At 44.4% G+C, this 19724-nt stretch carries 18 protein-coding genes and 1 tRNA gene; 7 read left to right on the top strand and 12 right to left on the bottom strand.

Translation table 11 applies throughout. The features are described 5' to 3' along the window. Window positions 1–36 precede the first annotated feature (36 nt). The 4 genes from LA303_RS04025 to LA303_RS04010 all read right to left on the bottom strand — a co-directional run bounded on the left by LA303_RS04025 (window position 37) and on the right by LA303_RS04010 (window position 4291). Complete coding sequence (locus LA303_RS04025; RefSeq protein ID WP_240526653.1) at window positions 37–1308, bottom strand: arginine deiminase; 1272 nt, start codon at window positions 1306–1308, stop codon at window positions 37–39. A gap of 14 nt (window positions 1309–1322) precedes the next feature. Further along, window positions 1323–1835, bottom strand: coding sequence for a prolyl-tRNA synthetase associated domain-containing protein (locus tag LA303_RS04020; protein ID WP_240526652.1), 513 nt, complete (start codon window positions 1833–1835; stop codon window positions 1323–1325). 38 nt (window positions 1836–1873) lie between these two features. Next, complete coding sequence (locus LA303_RS04015) at window positions 1874–2989, bottom strand: TolB family protein (protein WP_240526650.1); 1116 nt, start codon at window positions 2987–2989, stop codon at window positions 1874–1876. A gap of 75 nt (window positions 2990–3064) precedes the next feature. Continuing rightward, window positions 3065–4291 carry an ABC transporter permease gene (locus LA303_RS04010; RefSeq protein ID WP_240526648.1) on the bottom strand — a complete coding sequence of 409 codons (1227 nt, stop codon included), beginning with the start codon at window positions 4289–4291 and terminating at the stop codon, window positions 3065–3067. A gap of 83 nt (window positions 4292–4374) precedes the next feature. Here LA303_RS04010 and LA303_RS04005 point away from each other — a divergent pair, with 83 nt between their 5' ends. After that, complete coding sequence (locus LA303_RS04005; RefSeq protein WP_240526646.1) at window positions 4375–5571, top strand: exo-beta-N-acetylmuramidase NamZ family protein; 1197 nt, start codon at window positions 4375–4377, stop codon at window positions 5569–5571. Between the two features lie 482 nt (window positions 5572–6053). Here the strand turns inward: LA303_RS04005 and nfo are convergent, their stop codons facing one another. The 3 genes from nfo to LA303_RS03990 are packed head-to-tail and all read right to left on the bottom strand — an operon-like array spanning window position 6054 to window position 8583. Beyond that, window positions 6054–6899: a deoxyribonuclease IV gene (nfo, locus tag LA303_RS04000; RefSeq protein WP_240526645.1), complete on the bottom strand. Its 846-nt coding sequence runs from the start codon at window positions 6897–6899 to the stop codon at window positions 6054–6056. A gap of 11 nt (window positions 6900–6910) precedes the next feature. Beyond that, on the bottom strand, window positions 6911–8110 hold the full coding sequence (locus tag LA303_RS03995; protein ID WP_240526643.1) for a pyridoxal phosphate-dependent aminotransferase: 1200 nt from the start codon (window positions 8108–8110) through the stop codon (window positions 6911–6913). A gap of 26 nt (window positions 8111–8136) precedes the next feature. Further along, complete coding sequence (locus tag LA303_RS03990; protein ID WP_240526642.1) at window positions 8137–8583, bottom strand: DUF1573 domain-containing protein; 447 nt, start codon at window positions 8581–8583, stop codon at window positions 8137–8139. A 145-nt stretch (window positions 8584–8728) separates the two neighbouring features. Here LA303_RS03990 and LA303_RS03985 point away from each other — a divergent pair, with 145 nt between their 5' ends. Together LA303_RS03985 and LA303_RS03980 are read left to right on the top strand one after the other, a co-directional pair. Then, window positions 8729–9343 (top strand): L-threonylcarbamoyladenylate synthase, encoded by a 615-nt coding sequence (locus LA303_RS03985; RefSeq protein ID WP_240526641.1) that lies wholly within the window; start codon window positions 8729–8731, stop codon window positions 9341–9343. A 109-nt stretch (window positions 9344–9452) separates the two neighbouring features. Continuing rightward, a tRNA-Lys gene (locus tag LA303_RS03980) sits at window positions 9453–9528 on the top strand. Window positions 9529–9632: 104 nt separating this feature from the next. Here LA303_RS03980 and LA303_RS03975 read toward each other — a convergent pair. The 5 genes from LA303_RS03975 to LA303_RS03955 all read right to left on the bottom strand — a co-directional run bounded on the left by LA303_RS03975 (window position 9633) and on the right by LA303_RS03955 (window position 15569). Continuing rightward, window positions 9633–10484, bottom strand: coding sequence for a pyridoxamine 5'-phosphate oxidase family protein (locus LA303_RS03975; protein WP_240526640.1), 852 nt, complete (start codon window positions 10482–10484; stop codon window positions 9633–9635). Window positions 10485–10625: 141 nt separating this feature from the next. Next, the gene (locus LA303_RS03970; protein ID WP_240526639.1) at window positions 10626–11669 is read right to left on the bottom strand and encodes a glycyl-radical enzyme activating protein; all 1044 of its coding nucleotides are present in this window, start codon (window positions 11667–11669) and stop codon (window positions 10626–10628) included. A gap of 6 nt (window positions 11670–11675) precedes the next feature. Continuing rightward, entirely contained in the window at window positions 11676–14180 is a 2505-nt protein-coding gene (locus LA303_RS03965) for a pyruvate formate lyase family protein (RefSeq protein ID WP_240526638.1), read from the bottom strand. Between the two features lie 10 nt (window positions 14181–14190). Further along, window positions 14191–14934 carry a FadR/GntR family transcriptional regulator gene (locus LA303_RS03960; RefSeq protein WP_240526637.1) on the bottom strand — a complete coding sequence of 248 codons (744 nt, stop codon included), beginning with the start codon at window positions 14932–14934 and terminating at the stop codon, window positions 14191–14193. Between the two features lie 215 nt (window positions 14935–15149). Beyond that, a complete protein-coding gene (locus tag LA303_RS03955) occupies window positions 15150–15569 on the bottom strand; it encodes a DUF6146 family protein (protein WP_240526635.1) in 420 nt (139 codons plus the stop codon). Window positions 15570–15972: 403 nt separating this feature from the next. Between LA303_RS03955 and LA303_RS03950 the strand changes: the two genes are divergently transcribed. The 4 genes from LA303_RS03950 to LA303_RS03935 all read left to right on the top strand — a co-directional run bounded on the left by LA303_RS03950 (window position 15973) and on the right by LA303_RS03935 (window position 19722). Next, entirely contained in the window at window positions 15973–16575 is a 603-nt protein-coding gene (locus LA303_RS03950; protein WP_240526634.1) for a flavin reductase family protein, read from the top strand. Between the two features lie 143 nt (window positions 16576–16718). Next, complete coding sequence (locus LA303_RS03945) at window positions 16719–17663, top strand: respiratory chain complex I subunit 1 family protein (RefSeq protein ID WP_240526633.1); 945 nt, start codon at window positions 16719–16721, stop codon at window positions 17661–17663. A gap of 6 nt (window positions 17664–17669) precedes the next feature. Continuing rightward, the gene (locus tag LA303_RS03940; protein WP_240526632.1) at window positions 17670–18326 is read left to right on the top strand and encodes a hydrogenase 4 membrane component (E)-like protein; all 657 of its coding nucleotides are present in this window, start codon (window positions 17670–17672) and stop codon (window positions 18324–18326) included. 22 nt (window positions 18327–18348) lie between these two features. Next, window positions 18349–19722, top strand: a complete 1374-nt coding sequence (locus LA303_RS03935) for a proton-conducting transporter transmembrane domain-containing protein (protein ID WP_240526631.1) — start codon at window positions 18349–18351, stop codon at window positions 19720–19722. The last annotated feature ends 2 nt before the right edge of the window (window positions 19723–19724 follow it).

Genomic DNA, 19724 nt, shown 5'->3' with positions numbered 1-19724 from the left:
TGTTTTATTCGTTTTTTTCCCGTGTCAATGAAAAATCTACCAGTTGACTTTTTCTCTGGCCACCGGCATGGTCATACACCGGGCACCACCGCCGCCCCGCGAAAGCTCATTGCCCTTGATGGTAACGACTACTTTTTTATAATCATCCAGGTTTACTTTTCCGCTGATTACGTCAGCCGCTTTTATAATTTCAAAGCCATGACGGTTCATATTTTCAATGGTATGTACATTCCGCTCATATCCAATCACTTTTCCGGGTTCCATTGCAAAAAAGTTTGCCCCGCTCTGCCATTGTTCACGTTCCTGAAAATAAAGGTCTTTGTTACCGCCACAGCTTACCGGCTCCATATCAATACCCAGTTTGCGCAAGGCATGCAGCAAGCTGCGTTCTTCCTTAATTTTTGAAACTTTATCGCCGTCAATCACAATATGAATAGTCAGATAACGCGAAGAATTCAATATCAACGGTTCAAAAACCATACACTGATCTTTGTCAAGAAAAGTAAAGGTCATATCCAGATGAATGAACGACTCTGGTTTATAAGGCAGTTCCTGAGCCAAAATATGTTTTGTTCCCGGTTTTGTTTTCAGGTACTCAATCATGCTATCGATTCCCTGCGTGGTAGTACGATCGCCTGTACCAATCACCAATACGTCATCGCGAGCCACCTGGACATCGCCCCCTTCAATGGTTGCCCTGCCGCTGTTGTCAAATTGCTCTACCGGATTGACCACCGCTGTCTCGAACAACGGATGAGTAGAAAAAATGGTTTCCATAATTAAAGCTTCCCGGTCACGGACAGCATTAGCCATTTTACTGATCATTACGCCATTACCCACAGAAAAACTGGCATCGCGGGTAAAGAAGAAATTGGGCAACGGACTTAACGAGAACCGTTCGTCATCCAAAAAACTGGTCAGATTGTTTTTTTGCATTTCCACCCCGGTAATCAGTTTACGGGCCAACACACGTGCCGGCATTTCCTGTAATGTATCGCACAACTGAAACCGCTTTTGCGAATGGCGTTCATGTTCACAAACCTTGCCAATAAGATCTTTTCTTACCGTATCATTTTCAAGCACGGTCTGCAACAAATCGGTTACTTCAAAAACCGATGTTTGTTTCTGGAGAACGCCTAAAAATTCATTGTATTCAGGAATGGCCACACTCAAATTAAGAATGTCGCTATACAAGGCTCTTTCTGCATTTTCCGGGGTCATATTTTCCACTTCGGCACCCGGCGTATGCACAATAACACCTTTGATTTTTCCAATCTCTGAGTTTACGCTTACTGTTATTTTGTCCATCTGTTTTTTTGTTTTTATGATTTTACAGGCATGGGATTAATAAATTCATACCCGTTTTGTCGTTCTTTTAAAAATTTCATGGCATCCGAAAAAGCAATTACCACACTGGCCGTATTATCATTCGGATGAAAACTGATTTTATCGGCCTGTTGCAATTGCTCATCCAAAAATACATATACATGATGCTCTTCATCATTAATCAACCCAAATAACGAAACCGAGCCGGGTTTTACCCCAAGATATTTCACCAGCCGTTTTTCAGAAGCAAAGCTCAATTTTCCCTGATGCAATTGCTTTTCGAGACTATGAATATCAAACGGCGTGGTATCTTTAATAATTACCAGATAATGCCGGTTTCCTTTATGATTTCTGAAGAACAAATTCTTACAATGTGTGGCATCAATATCTTTCCAGTATTGCAGGGCAATTTCGATGGTATCCAACGGAGGATGTTCATATATTTCGTACGGAATATTCAGTTTTTCAAGATAATCCAATACTTTTTTTCTGTTTTCTTCTCGATTCATTTTTTTATTCAACTATTATTCTTTGAAAAAATTTTCTTTCAGGGCTTCCAGTCAGCAATAAAAAGGTTAATTCCATGTTGATTACGATTGTTCCGGCTGGATGAAAATATGAGTTTTTTTCCATCATACGAAAACATCGGAAAAGCATCAAAAGTGTTGTCGTAAGTAATCCGTTCAAGATGTTTCCCGTCAAGGTCGCACATGTACAAATTGAAATCAAAACCACGGGTTCCGGCAAAATTGGAACTAAAAATAATATGTTTGCCGTCCGGTGTAAAATAAGGCGCCCAGTTGGCTTTTCCAAGATGGGTAACCTGTTTCAGGTTGCTGCCGTCCACATTGCAGGTGTAAATTTCCATTTGGGTAGGCATCACCAAATGTTGCTTCAGCAGTTGTTTGTACGTTTTAATCTCTTCCGGCGTTTTGGGACGCGAAGCACGGAATACAAGCATTTTGCCATCCGGCGAAAAAAAGGCACCGCCATCATAACCAAGCTGATGAGTAACCTGATGCACATGACTGCCGTCGATATCGCAGGTGTAAAGTTCTAAATCACCCGACCGGTCGGAAGTAAACACAATTTTGTCGCCCTGAGGGGAAACAGTGGCTTCGGCATCGTAGCCCGGATGTTTGATAAGCGTATCGATCAACTGTCCTTTCAGGTTAGCCACATAAATATCAAAATCTTCGTAAATCGGCCAGACATATTTTCCGTCTTTTCGTTTTTTGGGTTCGGGCGGACAGGCATCGCCACCCGACCGGGTAGAAGCATATAGCACCGACGTGTCGCCCGGCATAAAAAACGAACAGGTCGTCCGCCCTAATCCGTTACTGAGTAACGTCGGGATGGTATCTTTCATATCACCATCGGCAAAACGGAAATAATAAATCTGATCGCAAAGGGAGCCCCAGGCCTTATTTTTTGCCTGAAACGAAATCATTTTATCATCAAAACTAAAATAAGCTTCGGCATTGTCACCGCCAAAAGTAAGCTGTTTTACATGGGCCAGATGTTTTTCCTGAGGATAGTGAATTATGGTATCCGGAGTAAGTGCAGCAGAATCCTGATGATGCGAATGCTGAACTTGATTACAGGCCGTAAAAGACAATAAAGCCATAATCGTTCCTGCAAAAGCGTAAAAAAGGTTTTTCATTTGTCAAAGGGGTTAGTACGATTCCTACAGGCAAAAATAAGGATTATTAGGAGGTAAACTTACCTTTTTTAGCTTTTACTCATATCGCAAAGCTCGTGCCGGTTGTATGCGCACAATGTAAAATGACGGAAAAACAAGAATAAGAAGACAAAGCAGAAAAGTTCCGGCATTCAGCAGCAAAAAATTAGATAACGACAATTCTACCGGAACATAAGACACATAATAATTTACCGGGTCTAATTTGAAAATCCGGAAATAAAACTGAATAAAATAGAAAGTCAGCCCCAGCACATTTCCCCAAAACATTCCCCAGCTGATAATATAAGCTGCTTTATACAGAAAGATCTTTTGAATCGTACGATTTCCCGCACCAAGCGTTTTCAGCAATCCGACCATGGCCGTCCGTTCAATAATTAAAATAAACAGGGTGGAGATCATGGTTACACCCGCAACCAAAATCATCAAAATAAGAATGACAGCCACATTCGTATCCAATAAATCGAGCCAGTTAAAAATTTCCGGGTACTGATCGTATATCGTATTGATGTTTAAATTATACGGGATACTACTATAAATATTTTGAGCGATGGCTTTAAGCTTTTTAAAATCATTGACTTCCAATTCAATACTCCCCACCTGATTGGGTTTCCATCCGTTAAGATGCTGAATTTGCCGCAGATCGCCAATCAAAAAACGGTTATCGAAATCTTCAATTCCCGTAGCATAAATTCCACTGATAACCAATTTCCGGCCGAGAGCTTCCGTGGCATTTTTGCCGATAAACCATATTCTCACCCCATCGCCGGTGTGAAGGCGGAGTCGTCTGGCCAGTTTCCCGGAAATCAGGATCTGTTTTCCCGGCTTATTTCCCCGGACATCAGGCAGTTTCCCGGAAATCAGGTTTTTTTTAAAGAAACTCCAGTCATAATGCGGGCCAACTCCTTTGAGCACAACCCCCTGAATCTGGTCTTTGGTTTTTAAAACACCACCTTTTTGGGCCGTAAACTGGATATGCGTAATTTCCGGATTATTCCGCAGCCTTTTTAAAAATTTGTTATCCAACGTAACAGGACTTTGTTCCAACGATTCGTTGCGGGTAAAAGCAACAATTTGCAGCGGAGCAGCAAAACCTGTTACTTTTCGGCTGACCGAATGTTTAAATCCGGTGACAATAGCTACGGAAATAATCATTAACATCAGGCCGAGCGCCACGCTCACCACCGCAATACGCACCACAGGACGCGCATAAGCTTCGGTGCGTCCGGGGGCAATACGTTTGGCAATGAAATAAGCGACGTTCAAAACAGAATTTTTTACAAAATTATCATTTCCTGCTTTTCCATAACAGAGTTTATTACATTTGTCCGAAAGAAAAGCCTGTTTTTATGAAACGATTTGCTGCATTCCTGGTTCTGTTGCTTTGGATTACCAGCACAGGATTTGCCCAAAAACACCTTCCGGTTTTAACCGATTTTCATTCCATTGTTACCGGCGATGAACAAACCAGTGTTTATTTTCCGATGTTACAAGGGAAAAAAGTGGCTGTTGTGGCCAACCAAAGTGCCATTATCGGAAAAACCCACCTTGTGGACACCTTACTGTCGTCAGGCATAGAGGTCGTAAAGATTTTTAGTCCTGAACACGGTTTTCGCGGAAACAAAAGCGCCGGAGCGCACATCGGCAACGGCAGGGATGCAAAAACCGGACTTCCCATTGTTTCGCTTTACGGAAAACACCGGAAGCCCACCGTAGAAGATTTAAAAGGTGTTGATGTCGTGTTGTTTGATTTACAGGATGTCGGAACACGGTTTTACACTTACATTTCCACGTTGTCGCTGGTGATGGAAGCCTGTGCCGAAAACCACGTTCCGATTATCGTACTCGACCGGCCCAACCCCAACGGTTTTTATGTGGACGGACCGGTATTGAAACCCAAATACAAATCTTTTGTGGGCATGCATCCCATTCCGGTGGTTTACGGAATGACCATTGGCGAATATGCCCGGATGGTCAACGGCGAGCACTGGCTCAAAAACGGCGAAACCTGCCAGCTGACTGTTATCCCTTTGAAAAAATACACCCATAATCTGATTGTTAAACTTCCCGTAAAGCCTTCGCCCAATTTACCAAACTGGAAGGCCGTATATCTTTATCCTTCGCTTTGTTTTCTGGAAGGAACAGTGGTCAGCGTAGGCCGGGGCACCGATAAACCGTTCCAGATATACGGATATCCGGGCATGAAGGGAAATTACACTTTCACCCCGCGAAGTATTCCGGGGGCAAGCCTGCATCCTAAATGGCAGGGAAAAACCTGCACCGGAAAAGATTTAACAGCCTATGCCGAAAACTACCGCCACAATCCGCGCCATATCGAACTCAAATGGCTGCTGGATGCTTATCATCAGCTTTCGGCCATGAATGTACATCCATTTTTCAGAAAATCGTTCGACTTGTTGGCCGGGACTGACAGTTTGCGATGGCAAATAGAAAAAGGTTATACCGAAAAACAGATTCGCGAAAGCTGGAAAAAAGACCTGAAAAAATTCGAAAAAATCAGGAAAAAATACCTGCTTTACAAATAAGTCTAAAACAAGAAATTACGCTTGGCTCATTCCTATTTTGATGCGATACCATCCGGTTTTGATGAAGAAAAAGACTTTTGCCATAATACCCATCATTGGTTTTTCCCCAAAAATGGTTTTACGAATCCCGAAGGGGTTGAATACTGGCGCATCTGAATAAATTCAGAGTCAATAGTAATAAGTCGTCCCTCCGGGACTCCAATACACTACATCTCATCTGTGCTTGATGTTTTGTGCTTGAAATTTTTTTGGTTTTGGGATTTCGTTTGTCATTTGGTTTTTTGTCTTTTGTGATTTTGCTCCATTGCAACTTCGCCCGTTCTCCTCTCGCGTGCCACTTTCCCGCAATGCCCCACCCATAATGGGGTTCTTGTCCGAACATTATCTTTTTTACTTCACAAAGGAATTACACACATTATGAACGCAACAGAAACCAAGCAATAAAACAAAGATATTATCAACACATCAAACAGGAATTAGCCTTACGCTTCCATCAATTCGTAAAGCAACCTGATTTCCTGCGGCCAGAGTGTAGTGTCTGGGGTTTCAAGGATAAGTGGGATGTCGTCAAACCGCGGGTCGTTCATAATCCGGCGAAAAGCTTCCAGTCCGATGAATCCTTTCCCGATGTTGTCGTGACGGTCCACGCGCGAAGCCAGCTCTTTTTTTGAGTCGTTCAGATGCATGCCTTTCAGGTATTGAAACCCCACAATGCGGTCGAAATCTTCAAAAGTTTTTTTAAATCCGGCTTCCGTTTTAATATCATATCCCGAAGTGTAAGCATGGCAGGTATCGATGCAAACGCCTACCCGGCTTTTATCTTCCACCCGGTCAATAATTGCTGCCAGTTGTTCAAACCGGAAACCGAGATTGGTACCCTGTCCGGCTGTATTTTCCAGCACTGCAATTACCCCTTTGGTTTTATCCAGCGCCCAATTTACCGAATCGGCAATGGTTTGCAAACAAACCGCTTCCGTTACTTTTTTCAGGTGTGATCCGGGATGAAAATTCAACCGGTCGAGTCCGAGTTGTTCGCAGCGTTGCATTTCGTCCAAAAAGGCCATCCTTGATTTCTCAAGGGCTTCTTTTTCCGGATGGCCCAGATTAATCAGATAACTGTCGTGGGGCAGAATCTGATGCGGCTGATAGCCATACTTTTCACAATTTTCACGAAAAAGCGCAATGCTCTTATCGGTCAAAGGTTTTGAAAACCACTGACGCTGATTTTTGGTAAAAAGAGCAAAAGCCTTTGCTCCGATGGCATGCGCATTGACGGGGGCGTTTTCCACGCCCCCAGAAGCGCTCACATGAGCTCCTACATATTTCATGTTTTCCCGTTTTATTTTGTTCTGCCCGGATACACTTTCAACGCCTCATCCAGCACTTTAACGGAACTTTTCAGGTCGTCCACATTCAGCACATAGCTGATACGGACTTCATCTTTTCCTTTGCCGGGCGTAGAGTAAAATCCAGAAGCCGGTGCCAGCATCACCGTTTGGTTTTCATATTCAAAATCTTCGAGCAGCCAGCGACAAAATTTGTCCGAATCGTCAATAGGCAACCGGGCTACCACATAAAACGCACCGGAAGGATTGGGACAAAAAGCACCTTCGATCCGGTTAATTCCTTCCACGACGGTATCCCGGCGTGCGATATATTCTTTTAACACGGCATCAAAATATTCGTCCGGTGTATCCACAGCTGCTTCGGCTGCCACCTGTCCGAAGGTCGGCGGGCTCAATCGTGCCTGGGCAAATTTTAAAGCAGTGGAAATCACTTCTTTGTTTTTGGAAATCATCCAGCCGATACGCACACCGCAGGCACTGTAACGTTTCGACACCGAGTCGATCAGGATAACATGATCATCTACCCCATCCAGATACATAGCCGAATAATGGGTTTTCCCGTCGTAGGTAAACTCGCGATATACTTCATCGGCAATCAGGTACAAATCATATTTCTTCACCAGATCGCGCAGCGTTTCCATTTCCTCTTTTGAATAGAGATATCCCGTAGGATTGTTGGGATTACAAACCAGAATGGCTTTGGTTTTTTCCGTAACAGCTTTTTCAAAAGCCTCCATGGGCGGCAGCGCAAAACCGGATTCGATATCCGACATGATGGGCGTTACCTTTATGCCAGCATTGGTAGCAAAACCGTTGTAATTGGCATAAAATGGTTCGGGAATAATGACCTCATCATCCGGATCCATAATACTCTGAAAAGCAAACAACAGCGCCTCGGAAGCACCGGCTCCTACAATAATTTCATCGGGCGACACCTCAATATTCACCGTTTTGTAATAATCCGTCAGCTTTTTTCTTAACGAGAGCATTCCGGCCGAATGGCTGTATTCAATCACTTTATGGTCGTAATTTCTGACAGCATTCAGCGCCACTTCGGGAGTTTCGATATCCGGCTGACCAATGTTCAGATGATATACTTTCCGGCCTTTTTTCTTGGCTTCTTCAGCAAACGGAACCAGTTTGCGAATGGGTGATTCGGGCATTTTTTGCCCTTTTACAGATATTTTTGGCATAATGAATCTTTTTTAATCTTACTTGCTCACTTTTTTACCGGAGTTGCATTTTTTTCTGTCTGTTTCACCGGAACCATCGGCTTAGGTTGCGGAATAACTTCCCCGTGAATATGCAACACCACCGGTTTGGATGCATTGGAATACACCGTAACCGTTTTATTAAATCTTCCAATAATATGCGTATTGTAAGTAACCTTAATGGTTCCTGTATCTCCCGGCATAATCGGGGCCTTGGGCCAGGTAGGAACCGTACAACCGCAGGAAGAGCGGGGTTTTGACAACAACAAAGGCTCTTTCCCTTTATTCACAAATTTAAAACGATACGATCCGTCAGAACGGTAAAGAATTTTACCAAAATCATGATTGGTTTTTTCAAATTTAATAATTGCCCCTTGGGATTTATTTGTTTTTTGCTGTGCTGAAACCTGCACGGTCAAAAACAAGAAAAAGACAGATATCATTATCTTATTCATGACTAAGCGTTTTAATTTTGTTACAAAATTAGCAATAAAAACCATGCCAGTTATGAAATACTAACAGAAAAAACGCCTATTATCATCGCAGATTTTCCATGTTCATTTTTCTTATCTTCGCCAAAGAAATGAAAAACAGCTTACCATGTTGATCAAAGTTTATCCTGAGAATCCTGCCCCACGACATATTCGTGCAGCAGTAAATATCCTGAAAAAAGGCGGAGTCGTTATTTTCCCTACCGATACGGTTTATGCTATGGGCTGCGATCTGTATTACCATAAGGCTTTTCAGAGAATTGAAAAAATAAAAGGCCAGTCAAAAGCCAAGAACAATTTTTCAATCATTGTCAAGGATCTTTCCATGCTATCGCAATATACACTCCCTATCGACAACTCTCTTTTCAGGCTAATGAAGAAAAATCTTCCCGGTCCTTTTACGTTTATCCTGAATGCAAACAGCCAGGTTCCCAAACTTTTTCAAAGCAAGAAACGAACGTTGGGCGTTCGTATTCCTGATTGCCAGATTCTGATAGATATTGTCGAAGAGTTAGGACATCCGTTGGTCACCACTTCCATCCACGATGAAGATGAAATTGTAGAATACACCACCGATCCGGAACTGATTCATGAGAAATATGGCCATCTGGTAGATATGGTCATTGATGGCGGCTATGGCGATAATGAAGCATCCACAGTAGTGGACTGCACTTCAGGCGAACCGGAGATCATCCGACAGGGCAAAGGAATCCTGATTGAATAATAAACCGGTAAGGTCTGTTTTTCGGAGGACAAAAAAATTTCATGAAATTTTCAAAAAAGGTTTGTAAAATTAAAAAAAGTAGTATTTTTGCGCCCTCAATACGACGGATGATTCGTTAGCTCAGCAGGTAGAGCATCTGCCTTTTAAGCAGAGGGTCCCGAGTTCGAGCCTCGGACGAATCACCATCCTTAAAAGCTGTTCTGAAAAGGACAGCTTTTTTTGTTTCCCTACAAATTTCTCTCAACGAAAATATCAGCAGATACGCCTGAATGAGGACAACCTTTTTTGTTTAAACGTTAAAATCTTCCACTGTTTTCATTTCCACCGGCGGATAAATCTGTCCTACCAACGGCGGCATGGAATTGTAAACCCAGTTAACCTCCACACTACCGAGTTTAACCGCCTGATATTTTTTATAGCCTTTGAACTTTCCGCGTACCAACACGTCCTGCATTTGCAGGGTAAGCCCAAAAACAGCCACATCCGTGCCTTCTCTCAGCTTCAACAACTCATCAGCATAAGCTCCGGGATGAAAGACAATTTGCCGGCTGTCGGCCGCCTGGCATTGTAACAAGGGAATGATCACCGGAAAACCGCCTTCCGCCACGTACGACAAAAATTTCAACGAATCGAGTTTATTCAATAAACTTACTGTCCATTCGTTCATTACATTTTCTGCTTTTTGGGTTTTGGCAGCCCCTTTGGAAAATTTGGTCAGCAATGCCGACAACACAATGCCCGCCAGCGATAAAGAAGCTTTTTCGGTGGTTTCCACCAAATCCATGTAATGGATGGTGTGCAGTCCGAAATAAGAATTGTAGCGCCACATGGGCAATTTGTTAAAATAAACATATTCGGGGCCTTCTTTTTTCGATTCCCGCCAAACGGCTTTCCCGCGCCACAGGTTTTTGTCGAGCGTCATGATCAGGAAACCTGTTTTGGGGTTTGTCAGCACATTTTTCTTGCTTTCGCCTTCGGTAAACTGTCCCCACACCACTTCTTTCGGACCGTTGGCCTGCAGGGTGGTAATCAGCGTGAGATGCGGAAGTCCGGATTTGTTGACAGTAGCCAGTAAACCGATTTTGTTTTCGGGTTTAAACGCTTCAATATCTTCAGGACTGAATTGGGTTTTTGTTTTCATCTTTTTTGTTTTCTGAGTTAGAATTTTCACCACGAAGGAACACAAAGGATATCACAAAGGCGCACAAAGAATTTTCTTTGGGTATCTCTTCTTTTCCACTGTAATTCTTGTTTTCTCATGATATCCGTTTTGTTTTACCTGTTATTCTTCATCCGGCAGGCCGGTAATGCGGCAATAGTCCACCGGTTGCGACCGGTTGCCGGTATTTTTTATGATTTTTTCTTTCGTTTTTGCCGAGCCCGTCCACAAAACAACTTCGCTGTTTACACCCGAACTTTTTGCAACGGTGGTGAGCCGGTTCAGCTTTTCTTCTTCGAGAAGGCCGTATTTTTCAAATTTCCAGGATATTCCAAGCCGCTGGTATTTGTCGTTGCACAGGTTGTTAAAAGCACACAGTTCCCAACGATCGGGATGTAATCCGTTTTCGGCCAGAAACCGGCCGATGCCGGCAATGTTTTCTTCCGTGTCGGTGGCATCAGGAATAACCGGGGTACGTATCCAGAGTGCTTTCGGCAAACCATGAACTTTCATCCACTCGGAAATGGTAAGCAGGTTGTTGAGTATTTTTTCGTTATGGCTTCCGGTAAATTCCTGATGTTTACGGCTGTCGATTTCTTTGATATCGAAAAGCAGCAAATCGGTATAAGGCAGCATTTTTTCGTAGGCTGCCGGCGATGCCTGTCCACAGGTATCCACAGCCGTATGAATGCCGTTTTCTTTCATCTTTTTCAGAAAAGCTGCCACAAAACCGGCCTGAAGTGCCGGTTCACCGCCCGAAACGGTCACCCCGCCGCCGGATTTTTCAAAATATATTTTGTCTTTCAGCACTTCTTCCGCCAGCTCGTCCACGGTAACCTCATCCCCCCAAATTTCCAGTGCACCGGTGGGGCATTCTTCCACACAAATTCCACAGGCTTCGCAAAGTGTCCGGTCAATAACAATTTGATTATCTGTGTATGACAAAGCTTTGTTCGGACAGGCTTCCACACAAAGCTGACATCCCATACAGTTGGTTCGTATCCAATACAATTGCGACGCGGGGGAAATACTTTCCGGATTGTGACACCACGAGCAATGCAACGAACATCCTTTCAGAAAAACAGTCGTACGAATACCGGGACCGTCTTCGGTGGACATGCGCTGGATTTCCAGCAAACGGGCATTGATGGCATTTGTTTCCGTCATACGGGACTAAAATTTTTCGTGACTGATACGGGCAATAATTTCGTCCTGCAACTCTCTTCCGATGGCTGTAAAATAAGCATTGTATCCGGTAACGCGTACCAACAAATGGCGGTAGTTTTGCGGATGTTTCTGGGCATCGCGCAGCATGTCCGGATCAAGGATGTTGATTTGCAAAGCCGTTCCGCCGTTTTCGACGTAGCCTTTCAGGAAAGCCTTGAATTTCTCTTTGTGTTCGGCATCTTTGATAAACGACGGGTTAAACGTAATGGTGTGACTGGTGCCATTGGAAACAAGATTGACAAAATCTTCGTAATCCCCGTTTTCCGTCCGGCCGCCAAGGACTTTTCCCACCGAATTGGTGTTGGAAGTCGGCCCGTTGACATCGGTACCGTTCACCGGACAAATGGCATTGGACAAAAACTGTCCTTTTTCGCGTCCGTCGGCACTGGCCGCCAGCACATAGCCGTCGCCTACCCAATAGTTCCAGCTCAACATGCCGGGCCGAAACTGCCGGTTTGTGGAACGGGTTTTATATTTCCACACTTCATCCGTCCAGGTTTCCATCACAAACCGCCCCATGGCATCGGCTTCATCATCGTCGCGGCCATATTTCGGGGTTTTATATTTGGCTCTGGCCTGCAGCACTTCAAAACCTTTCCAGTTGGCTTTTAAAGCTTTAATAAGTTCTTCCATGCTCACCAGTTTTTTATCAAAAACCAGATGTTTAATGGCCAGCAGCGAGTCAACGGTGGTGGCGTAAGTAACGGCTTCGATGGTCGTAAAACTGATTTCGGCCCCTCCCTGCGTAACATCCACTCCTTTTTCGGCACAGCCTTTCACCAAACACGACAAATAAGGGGTAGGAATGTATTCGGCACGAATGGATTCGGAAGTTTCGTACAAGTCAACAATCTTTTTGACGATGTATTCCGTTTGCCGGATGTAGGCTTTTTTAAATTCTTCCCAGGTTTTAAATTGAGTGGCATCGCCGGTTTTAGGGCCATCCTGTCTGATTTTTTCTTTTTTCCCGGTGATGGGATCCACAAACCGGTTCATATCCTTTCCGCCGGTGAGTGCCAGTTCCACCGCTTTCAACAGGTTCAGGTTATTGTCCACCGTTCCCGAACGGTCGTTGCCGGTCATGGTGTTCTCCAGGCAACCCACGGGGGCGTAATCGTAAACATTCTTCAGTGTAATCAGTTTTTCGTAATTCCCTTTTTTGGCTTCCCGCATGAGGCCGGCCATGGAACGCTCATCGAAATTCAGTAAAAATGGCGAACCCTGGCTTCCCGAAATCATATCGATCAGCTTGTCCAGCAACTTTTCGGGCGAATGGCGGTGCAGCCTGACGTTGGGTTTGGGTTCCAGTATCGGCGACATTTCATCAATTACTTCGAGGATGGCATAGGTCAGGTCGTTGGTGGCATCTTTACCGTCGGCACCCAATCCCGACAACGTAATCAACTGGCCGTAACCGGCGGTGATACCCTGATTGGCCCCCACACGGATGAGTGCATCGTAAGCGGTGTTGGCATGAATCCAAAAAGTTTTCAGGATTTCTTTGCCAAGCTCCCTGTCCATGCCCTCGGACAGTGATTTCTGCCAGTAAGGCAACAGGTATTGGTCGATGCGGCCAAAAGAAACACCGGGACCGGGATAGTTTTCGTCGCTCATCACGAGCATGTGGGTCAGCCAGAGTGCCTGAACCGCTTCCCAAAAAGTTTCGGCCGGTTCCCAGGGAACTTTTTCCAGATTGGCAGCCATCTGCAACAGCTCGTTTTTACGACTGGCATCCTGTTCGTTTTCCGCTTTACGGCGACAAAGAGCGCTGTATTTTACCGCAAGGTCGCGCGGCATGGTAGCGGCGGTCATCATGGCACGAAGCTGCGCACCTTTGGCTCCGCCTTTTTCCATGTCGGACAGATTGTTATAGAAGTCGTTGAGTTCGGCATAAATCCCTTTCCATCCGATGCGCAGGGCTTTGTCGTAACCGGGGATGATGTGTCCCGAAGTGGCGCCGGCATTGCCGTAACCGTGGTCGTGAAACCATTTCATTTGGGCACGGGAACCGTTTTTGCCGTAAATCCGCTTGTTGACGGCTTTGGCTTCCTGCTCAGTCCAGCACATGGACGTCATCAGGTTAAAACGGGCACCGGCAATCAGATCGCCGGGCAACAGTTCCTGCGGCACGTAATTCACGATGGTTTCTTTTACAAACCAGGCTTTGCGTTCGGGAAGGCTCCACCGGAAAAAATCGTCCGGGGTTTTCACTTTCCTGGCCGCCTGTTTCATGGAAGACTTAAAAGTTTCGAGAAACGGATAGGTTTCAGGGACAATGTAATACGTCAGCTCATCGTACTGGACATCCCACGGCGTACCGGTGGTCCAGGCTGTAAATTCGTTGTTCCATTTCCGGTTCACGCCCGAAAAATAATAGTCGCGCAGCCATTGGATGCGTTTACTCAGTTTTTTAGGTTCTTTGATTTTGGGAACCTGCAGGATTGTTTCCATGGCAGTATATTTACTTTTTGTTTCTCAGATTATTTTTACGGATGGCCATTTCGAGATGCTCGGCACCGTGGTTCAGCAGCCGGGTCATCAACCGGACGGCTTCATCTTCGTTTTGCTGCCGGACAGCTTCCACTATTTTTTTATGCGTGACGAAAACCATCGGACAGACAGCCGGATCGGAAAAAAACAGGGAGGAAAGATGCAGATAAATTTCACGGAAGGAATTCAATAGCAGTGAATAGATAAAATTACCGGAAGCTACCGCAATGATTTGATGAAACTTATAATCCATCCGGGCGACTTCGGCATATTGGCTTGTATCGGCATTTTCTTCCTGCCGGATGATCTCGTTTAACTGGCGAAGATGGTCATCATTCCGGTTTTGGGCACTCAGCCGTACCATTTCATTTTCAAAAAGCAGACGCATTTCGAGAATATCCTGCTGGATTTTGGGATCCAGGGTGCCATGATAGTTCAGCAGCGAAAGCAACAGAGGAATGGCTCCTTCTTTTCTGAAATCGTTCACCACGGTTCCCGAACGCGGGCGGATGCTCACCAGTCCGCGCAGCGAAAGTTCAATCAGTCCTTCGTGCACCACGGGCCGACTTACTTTCAGGCGGGCGGCCAGTTCTCTTTCGGAAGGAAGTGTTTCGCCGATGGAAATCTTTCCGGAAAGGATCAACTCTTCAAAACGGGATACGAAAACGTCTTTCAGACTTTCCGTTGTAATGGGTTCTAATATTTTTTCTGTCATAATTCAATCGGTTGGTGGTATTACCAGTTCAAAAGTAAAAAATATAAAAACACAAAAGGAAAAAAGAGGGAAACTTTTTGGAAGGCAGGAAGTTGTTTCGGGCGAAAGACACCCGAAACGGTTGAAAAGCACGGTTAGCTTCGTACAAACCGCTTAAATTGACACACGGACAAAAAGAAAAAATTTTTATTCAGCACGAACGCTTAAAAAATCCATCACAAAGCCACGTGCGGCCCGCCGTTGGGAAGAATCGGGATTTTTAAAACATGTTCTACATATTGAAAATAGTAGAACAGTTTATGGTTTAACTTCAATCCGTAATTAACACTGGGATCATAACCAATGATGGTTTCAAAAAACGGATTTCTTATCGGATCCGATGCTTTGGCATTCCATGCAGCAACATATTGCTTGTTCCAATATTCGTAATACGACAAGGTACGGTATTGCGACGGATTATTGTGCATAGCATACCAGCTTTCAAATTTTTGATCAAATGTTTCCAGTTTGTACTGTACACTGTCTTTTTTTGCTATTTCAACAACAGGTTTCGTTTTTTTTGCCGTCACTTTCTTTTGCGACGAACAGGAAGCAGCCAATAGCAAAATTCCGAGCCAAAACACTATCTTTTTCATGACGACTATTTTTTCCGGTTATACCTTTCAAAATACCAAAACTATACCAAAGTGATGCTTTTCTCCGGAAACCATAGCAAAAACAGGTTAAAGCAGGAAGGTTTCTATATTTTCCGGTGTAATCGAAAAATGTTATGAATTAGAAGTTCTGTAAAATATTCAGAACCCATTTGTCCGTGGCAGCGATGGAAGCGGCATCGCCCGGTGGCGAAAGCCGATGCAGAGACAGCCGGCAGACAGCGACCACAGGAAGCTCGTGAGCCGGCGTGGCGAAACACGGCTTTTGCCACCGGGAATAAAGCGGACAGCGCGCCCGCCTGAACCGGGTTCAGGCGGGGCCACCCCATAAATTCCGTAAACAAAAAAAATTGTATCTTCCCTTTTCGTTTAGAAATATTGTTCTATGGAAAAAACAACCTGGAAACCAGGCACCATGCTTTATCCGTTGCCGACAGTGATGGTGAGCTGTGGAGCGGAAGCGGATGAATACAACATTGTTACCGTGGCGTGGACGGGTATTGTGAACACCGACCCGCCCATGTGTTACATTTCGCTGCGCAAGAGCAGGCATTCGCATGCGATTATCAGCAAAAACAGGGAGTTCGTTATTAACCTGACAACGCGTGCGCTGGCTTTTGCCACGGACTGGTGCGGGGTGAAATCGGGTCGTGATTTTGATAAATTCAAGGAGATGAAACTGCATCCGGTTCCGGCCGACAAAGTGAAAGCGCCGATGATTGCCGAGTCGCCGGTAAACCTGGAATGCGTGGTGAAAGAGATTGTGGAACTGGGAACACACGACATGTTTTTGGCCGAAATTGTGGCGGTGCACGGCGATAAAAAATATCTGGATACCGAAACCGGGGCTTTCAACCTGGCTAAAGCCGAACCCATTGCCTATGCGCACGGGAAATATTATGTGCTGGGCGATTTTGTGGGGAAATTCGGGTTTTCGGTGCGGAAAAAGAAAAAGAAGCGCCGGGCAAAAAAGAAGCCAAAAAAATAAATTCATTGTTGCATAATAAAATTTTTATTTAATTTTGCCGCCTTAAAATAGCGGAGGAACTCGCTTTATCGTTGTACTTTACAACCAATGGCTCCTACCTACTTAGTAATGAGAATTATTAATTTATTGAAGGTAGATGTGCCATGGTGTATTTGTATAGTTTTCTGGAAATAGTTTACGTAATTGTTGCCGCTCCGCTGATTGCAGGGATTCAGTTATCGCTCGAGGAACGCATAGAATCCAAACAAGGTCCTTCAATTTTTCAGCCTTATTACGACCTGATTAAACTCTTCCGTAAAGAAAGTCTGGTGCCGCAGATTTCTTCGCCGGTTTTCCGGTTAGGGCCTTATGTCATTGTCATGTTTTATGCTTTTCTGGCAATGATTTTACCCATTATCACAGCCTTTCCTTTACCGTTTGCTCCGAGTGCCGACTTTATCGGGGGCGGACTGTTCTTTGGCGCTGCTGCAGCTATCAAGAAGTTTTCGGCTATCGACAGCCGAAGCAATTATGCGCACTTAGGAACATCGCGTTCGGCCAGTCTAGCTGTATTTACCGAACCCATCATGGTGCTTATATTCATCATGCTCGGGGTCATCTCCAACACCAACAATCCGTTTGTTATCAACCATGTACTCAGAACTTCGCCGCAATGGTATTACTCGTTGGTACACGGATTTGTGCTGGCGGCATTTTTTATGATTTTGATTATTGAAACGGGTCAGTTACCCGTTGAATCACATACCAATGGTGAATTGGGCATGATTGACCAGGCGATGCCTTTTGAATATACCGGAATGGATCTGGCTATGTATAAGTTAGGTTCTTACATGAAAACGTTTATTTTGCTCAGTGTGTTTTTGAATGTTTACTTCATTCCTTTTGGCGTTCCTACTGCCCATAGTGGTTTTTTGGCCATTGTGGTGTATATGGGCATTCATTTACTGAAACTGCTGGGAATGATTGTTGTTTTTGCACTGCTGAACACAACGGTTTCCAAATTCCGGTTATATAAGAATTTTGATTTTCTCGCTGTGGCTTTCGCATTGGCTTTTCTTGCAAGCCTGGCTTATTACATTATAAAATAGTCGTTTATGAATCAGGTATTTGAAATATTAGGATTTCTGCTCATCGTACTTACGCTTATCATGCAATGGGAGATCAATGTGCAGCGAATTATCTTTTTATTTGCGGCTTCGTCTTTCATCATCGCCCTGTTTTTGGTATTGCTGGGCCTGAGCCGGCCACAGGAAGAATACATGTTGTTTATTCTGGCGGGACTTACCATAGCGGTTCGGGGAATTACAATTCCCGTGGTTATGAACAAAGCATTACACCGGCTGTACGAAAAACCATGGCGAGTACGTGAAGACAAACCTATGCTGGGCGTGGGCGGTTCTATTCTGTTGTCGCTTGTATTGATTGCCATTGGATATTTTATTTATCAAAACAGTTTGTATTCCATATTAAAAGTCCGGTCGGGCTCGGTGCCTTTTGCTCTGTTTTTACAGGCTTCGCTGCTCATCATTACACATAAGCATGCTTACATACAAATGATTGGCTTTTTGGTGATGGAAAATGCCGTGGTGATGCTTTCGGGCTGGGTTTTTGGCGGATTACCTTTTATTGTGGAAGCCGGAGTGATATTAGATCTTTTGGGACTGGTAGTGGTTTCCAGTCTTATTATACGGGTAAGAGAGCGTACCATTCTTCAGGAAGGCATCTCTTCCGAAGCAGAATTACGCGGATAAGTTAAACATGCAGGTTATGGTTATGAATCAACATATTATTTATTTACTTCCGATATTTTTCAGCCTTTTCGGAGCTTTATTGTGTATTTTGCCCTTTCGTTATATGGACCGCACCCTGTCGGTTATTGCTTCGGTACTGACTTTGTCTTCGGCCATATATCTTCTGTTTCAGCCTTCTTATATCAACGGTTATTTTTATATCGACGGCCTATCCAAACTGTTAATACTGACGATTGCCATGGTGTATATCAGCACCGTCCTGTATTCGTTACCGTATATCAAGCATCTCGGGAACCTTCTGTTTCAGCATCGTTTGTATTATTTTTTGTTGAATGTTTTTGTGGCCACCATGTTTTTTTCCGTTATCATGGATAATCTGGGACTTATTTGGGTTGGCATAGAAGCCACCACCGTGAGCAGCGCTTTGCTGATTGCCACACAAAACAATCAGGTAACCGTAGAATCTGCATGGCGATATGTTATCATTGTATCCACCGGACTGGTTATTTCGCTTATTGCCATCACTTTTATTTACGGTTCGGCCGGCACACTCAGCCTGCACAAGTTACTGCTGACGCATCCGGACAACCGGGTTTTCCTGATTGGTATTTTGCTGGGCATTGTGGGATTTGGAACCAAAGCCGGAATATTTCCCATGCACACCTGGCTGCCTGACGTACACGGAAAAGCACCCGCTCCAGTAAGTGCTATTTTTTCGGGTGTACTGCTGCCGGTAGCCCTGTATGCCATGGCAAGGCTCATACAAATTTATCCTGTTGGCACCGTTCGTTTGTTTACATTCATCCTCGGCACACTTACGGTTATAACAGCCTCGCTGATGATGACGGTACAGACGAATTACAAACGGATGTTTGCCTATTCCAGCATGGAAAATATGGGAATGATTCTGATTGGATTTTCATTAGGAGGCTACGGGCTTCTCGGAGCCGTCATTATCATTGTTTCGCACGGACTGGCAAAATCGGGTGTCTTTTTCCTTACCGGAGATGTGTTGTCGCGTTATCATACCACTGAAATGCGGGATGTAAACAGCCTGATGCAACGACTGCCCCGTGCAGCTTCTTCCCTGTTTATCGGATCCATGGCTGTTACCGGCGCTCCGCCTTTTGCCATCTTCGTTGGCGAACTGTTTATTTTTTCGGCACTCATTGCACAATACGGATGGCTGATGGCCCTGGTGATCATTTTATTTTTGGCCATTGCTTTTATTGCTGTCAATTTTAAAACCGGCAAAATGATTTTTTCGGAAAACGAAAAAATTAAGCGGGAAAAACCACATTTGGAATCATGGATTGCCATTGTTAATCTGATTTTGTCTTTCCTGGTGATACTGTTTATTCCTTATTTCGAACTGTTGTTAAAAAATCTGTTGTAACC

The sequence above is a fragment of the Candidatus Sulfidibacterium hydrothermale genome (assembly GCF_020149915.1).
In the GTDB taxonomy this organism is placed as follows: Bacteria; Bacteroidota; Bacteroidia; order Bacteroidales; family F082; genus Sulfidibacterium; species Sulfidibacterium hydrothermale.
This window is presented reverse-complemented; position numbering and strand designations above follow the sequence as displayed.

Coding starts and splice junctions, on each gene's coding strand:
- LA303_RS03965 (WP_240526638.1), bottom strand. CDS start 14,180: ATGGAAACAATCCTGCAGGTTCCCAAAATCAAAGAACCTAAAAAACTG.
- LA303_RS04025 (WP_240526653.1), bottom strand. CDS start 1,308: ATGGACAAAATAACAGTAAGCGTAAACTCAGAGATTGGAAAAATCAAA.
- nfo (WP_240526645.1), bottom strand. CDS start 6,899: ATGAAATATGTAGGAGCTCATGTGAGCGCTTCTGGGGGCGTGGAAAAC.
- LA303_RS04015 (WP_240526650.1), bottom strand. CDS start 2,989: ATGAAAAACCTTTTTTACGCTTTTGCAGGAACGATTATGGCTTTATTG.
- LA303_RS03935 (WP_240526631.1), top strand. CDS start 18,349: ATGAATCAACATATTATTTATTTACTTCCGATATTTTTCAGCCTTTTC.
- LA303_RS03940 (WP_240526632.1), top strand. CDS start 17,670: ATGAATCAGGTATTTGAAATATTAGGATTTCTGCTCATCGTACTTACG.
- LA303_RS03985 (WP_240526641.1), top strand. CDS start 8,729: ATGTTGATCAAAGTTTATCCTGAGAATCCTGCCCCACGACATATTCGT.
- LA303_RS03955 (WP_240526635.1), bottom strand. CDS start 15,569: ATGAAAAAGATAGTGTTTTGGCTCGGAATTTTGCTATTGGCTGCTTCC.
- LA303_RS03950 (WP_240526634.1), top strand. CDS start 15,973: ATGGAAAAAACAACCTGGAAACCAGGCACCATGCTTTATCCGTTGCCG.
- LA303_RS03960 (WP_240526637.1), bottom strand. CDS start 14,934: ATGACAGAAAAAATATTAGAACCCATTACAACGGAAAGTCTGAAAGAC.
- LA303_RS03995 (WP_240526643.1), bottom strand. CDS start 8,110: ATGCCAAAAATATCTGTAAAAGGGCAAAAAATGCCCGAATCACCCATT.
- LA303_RS03990 (WP_240526642.1), bottom strand. CDS start 8,583: ATGAATAAGATAATGATATCTGTCTTTTTCTTGTTTTTGACCGTGCAG.
- LA303_RS03945 (WP_240526633.1), top strand. CDS start 16,719: ATGGTGTATTTGTATAGTTTTCTGGAAATAGTTTACGTAATTGTTGCC.
- LA303_RS04005 (WP_240526646.1), top strand. CDS start 4,375: ATGAAACGATTTGCTGCATTCCTGGTTCTGTTGCTTTGGATTACCAGC.
- LA303_RS03970 (WP_240526639.1), bottom strand. CDS start 11,669: ATGACGGAAACAAATGCCATCAATGCCCGTTTGCTGGAAATCCAGCGC.
- LA303_RS03975 (WP_240526640.1), bottom strand. CDS start 10,484: ATGAAAACAAAAACCCAATTCAGTCCTGAAGATATTGAAGCGTTTAAA.
- LA303_RS04020 (WP_240526652.1), bottom strand. CDS start 1,835: ATGAATCGAGAAGAAAACAGAAAAAAAGTATTGGATTATCTTGAAAAA.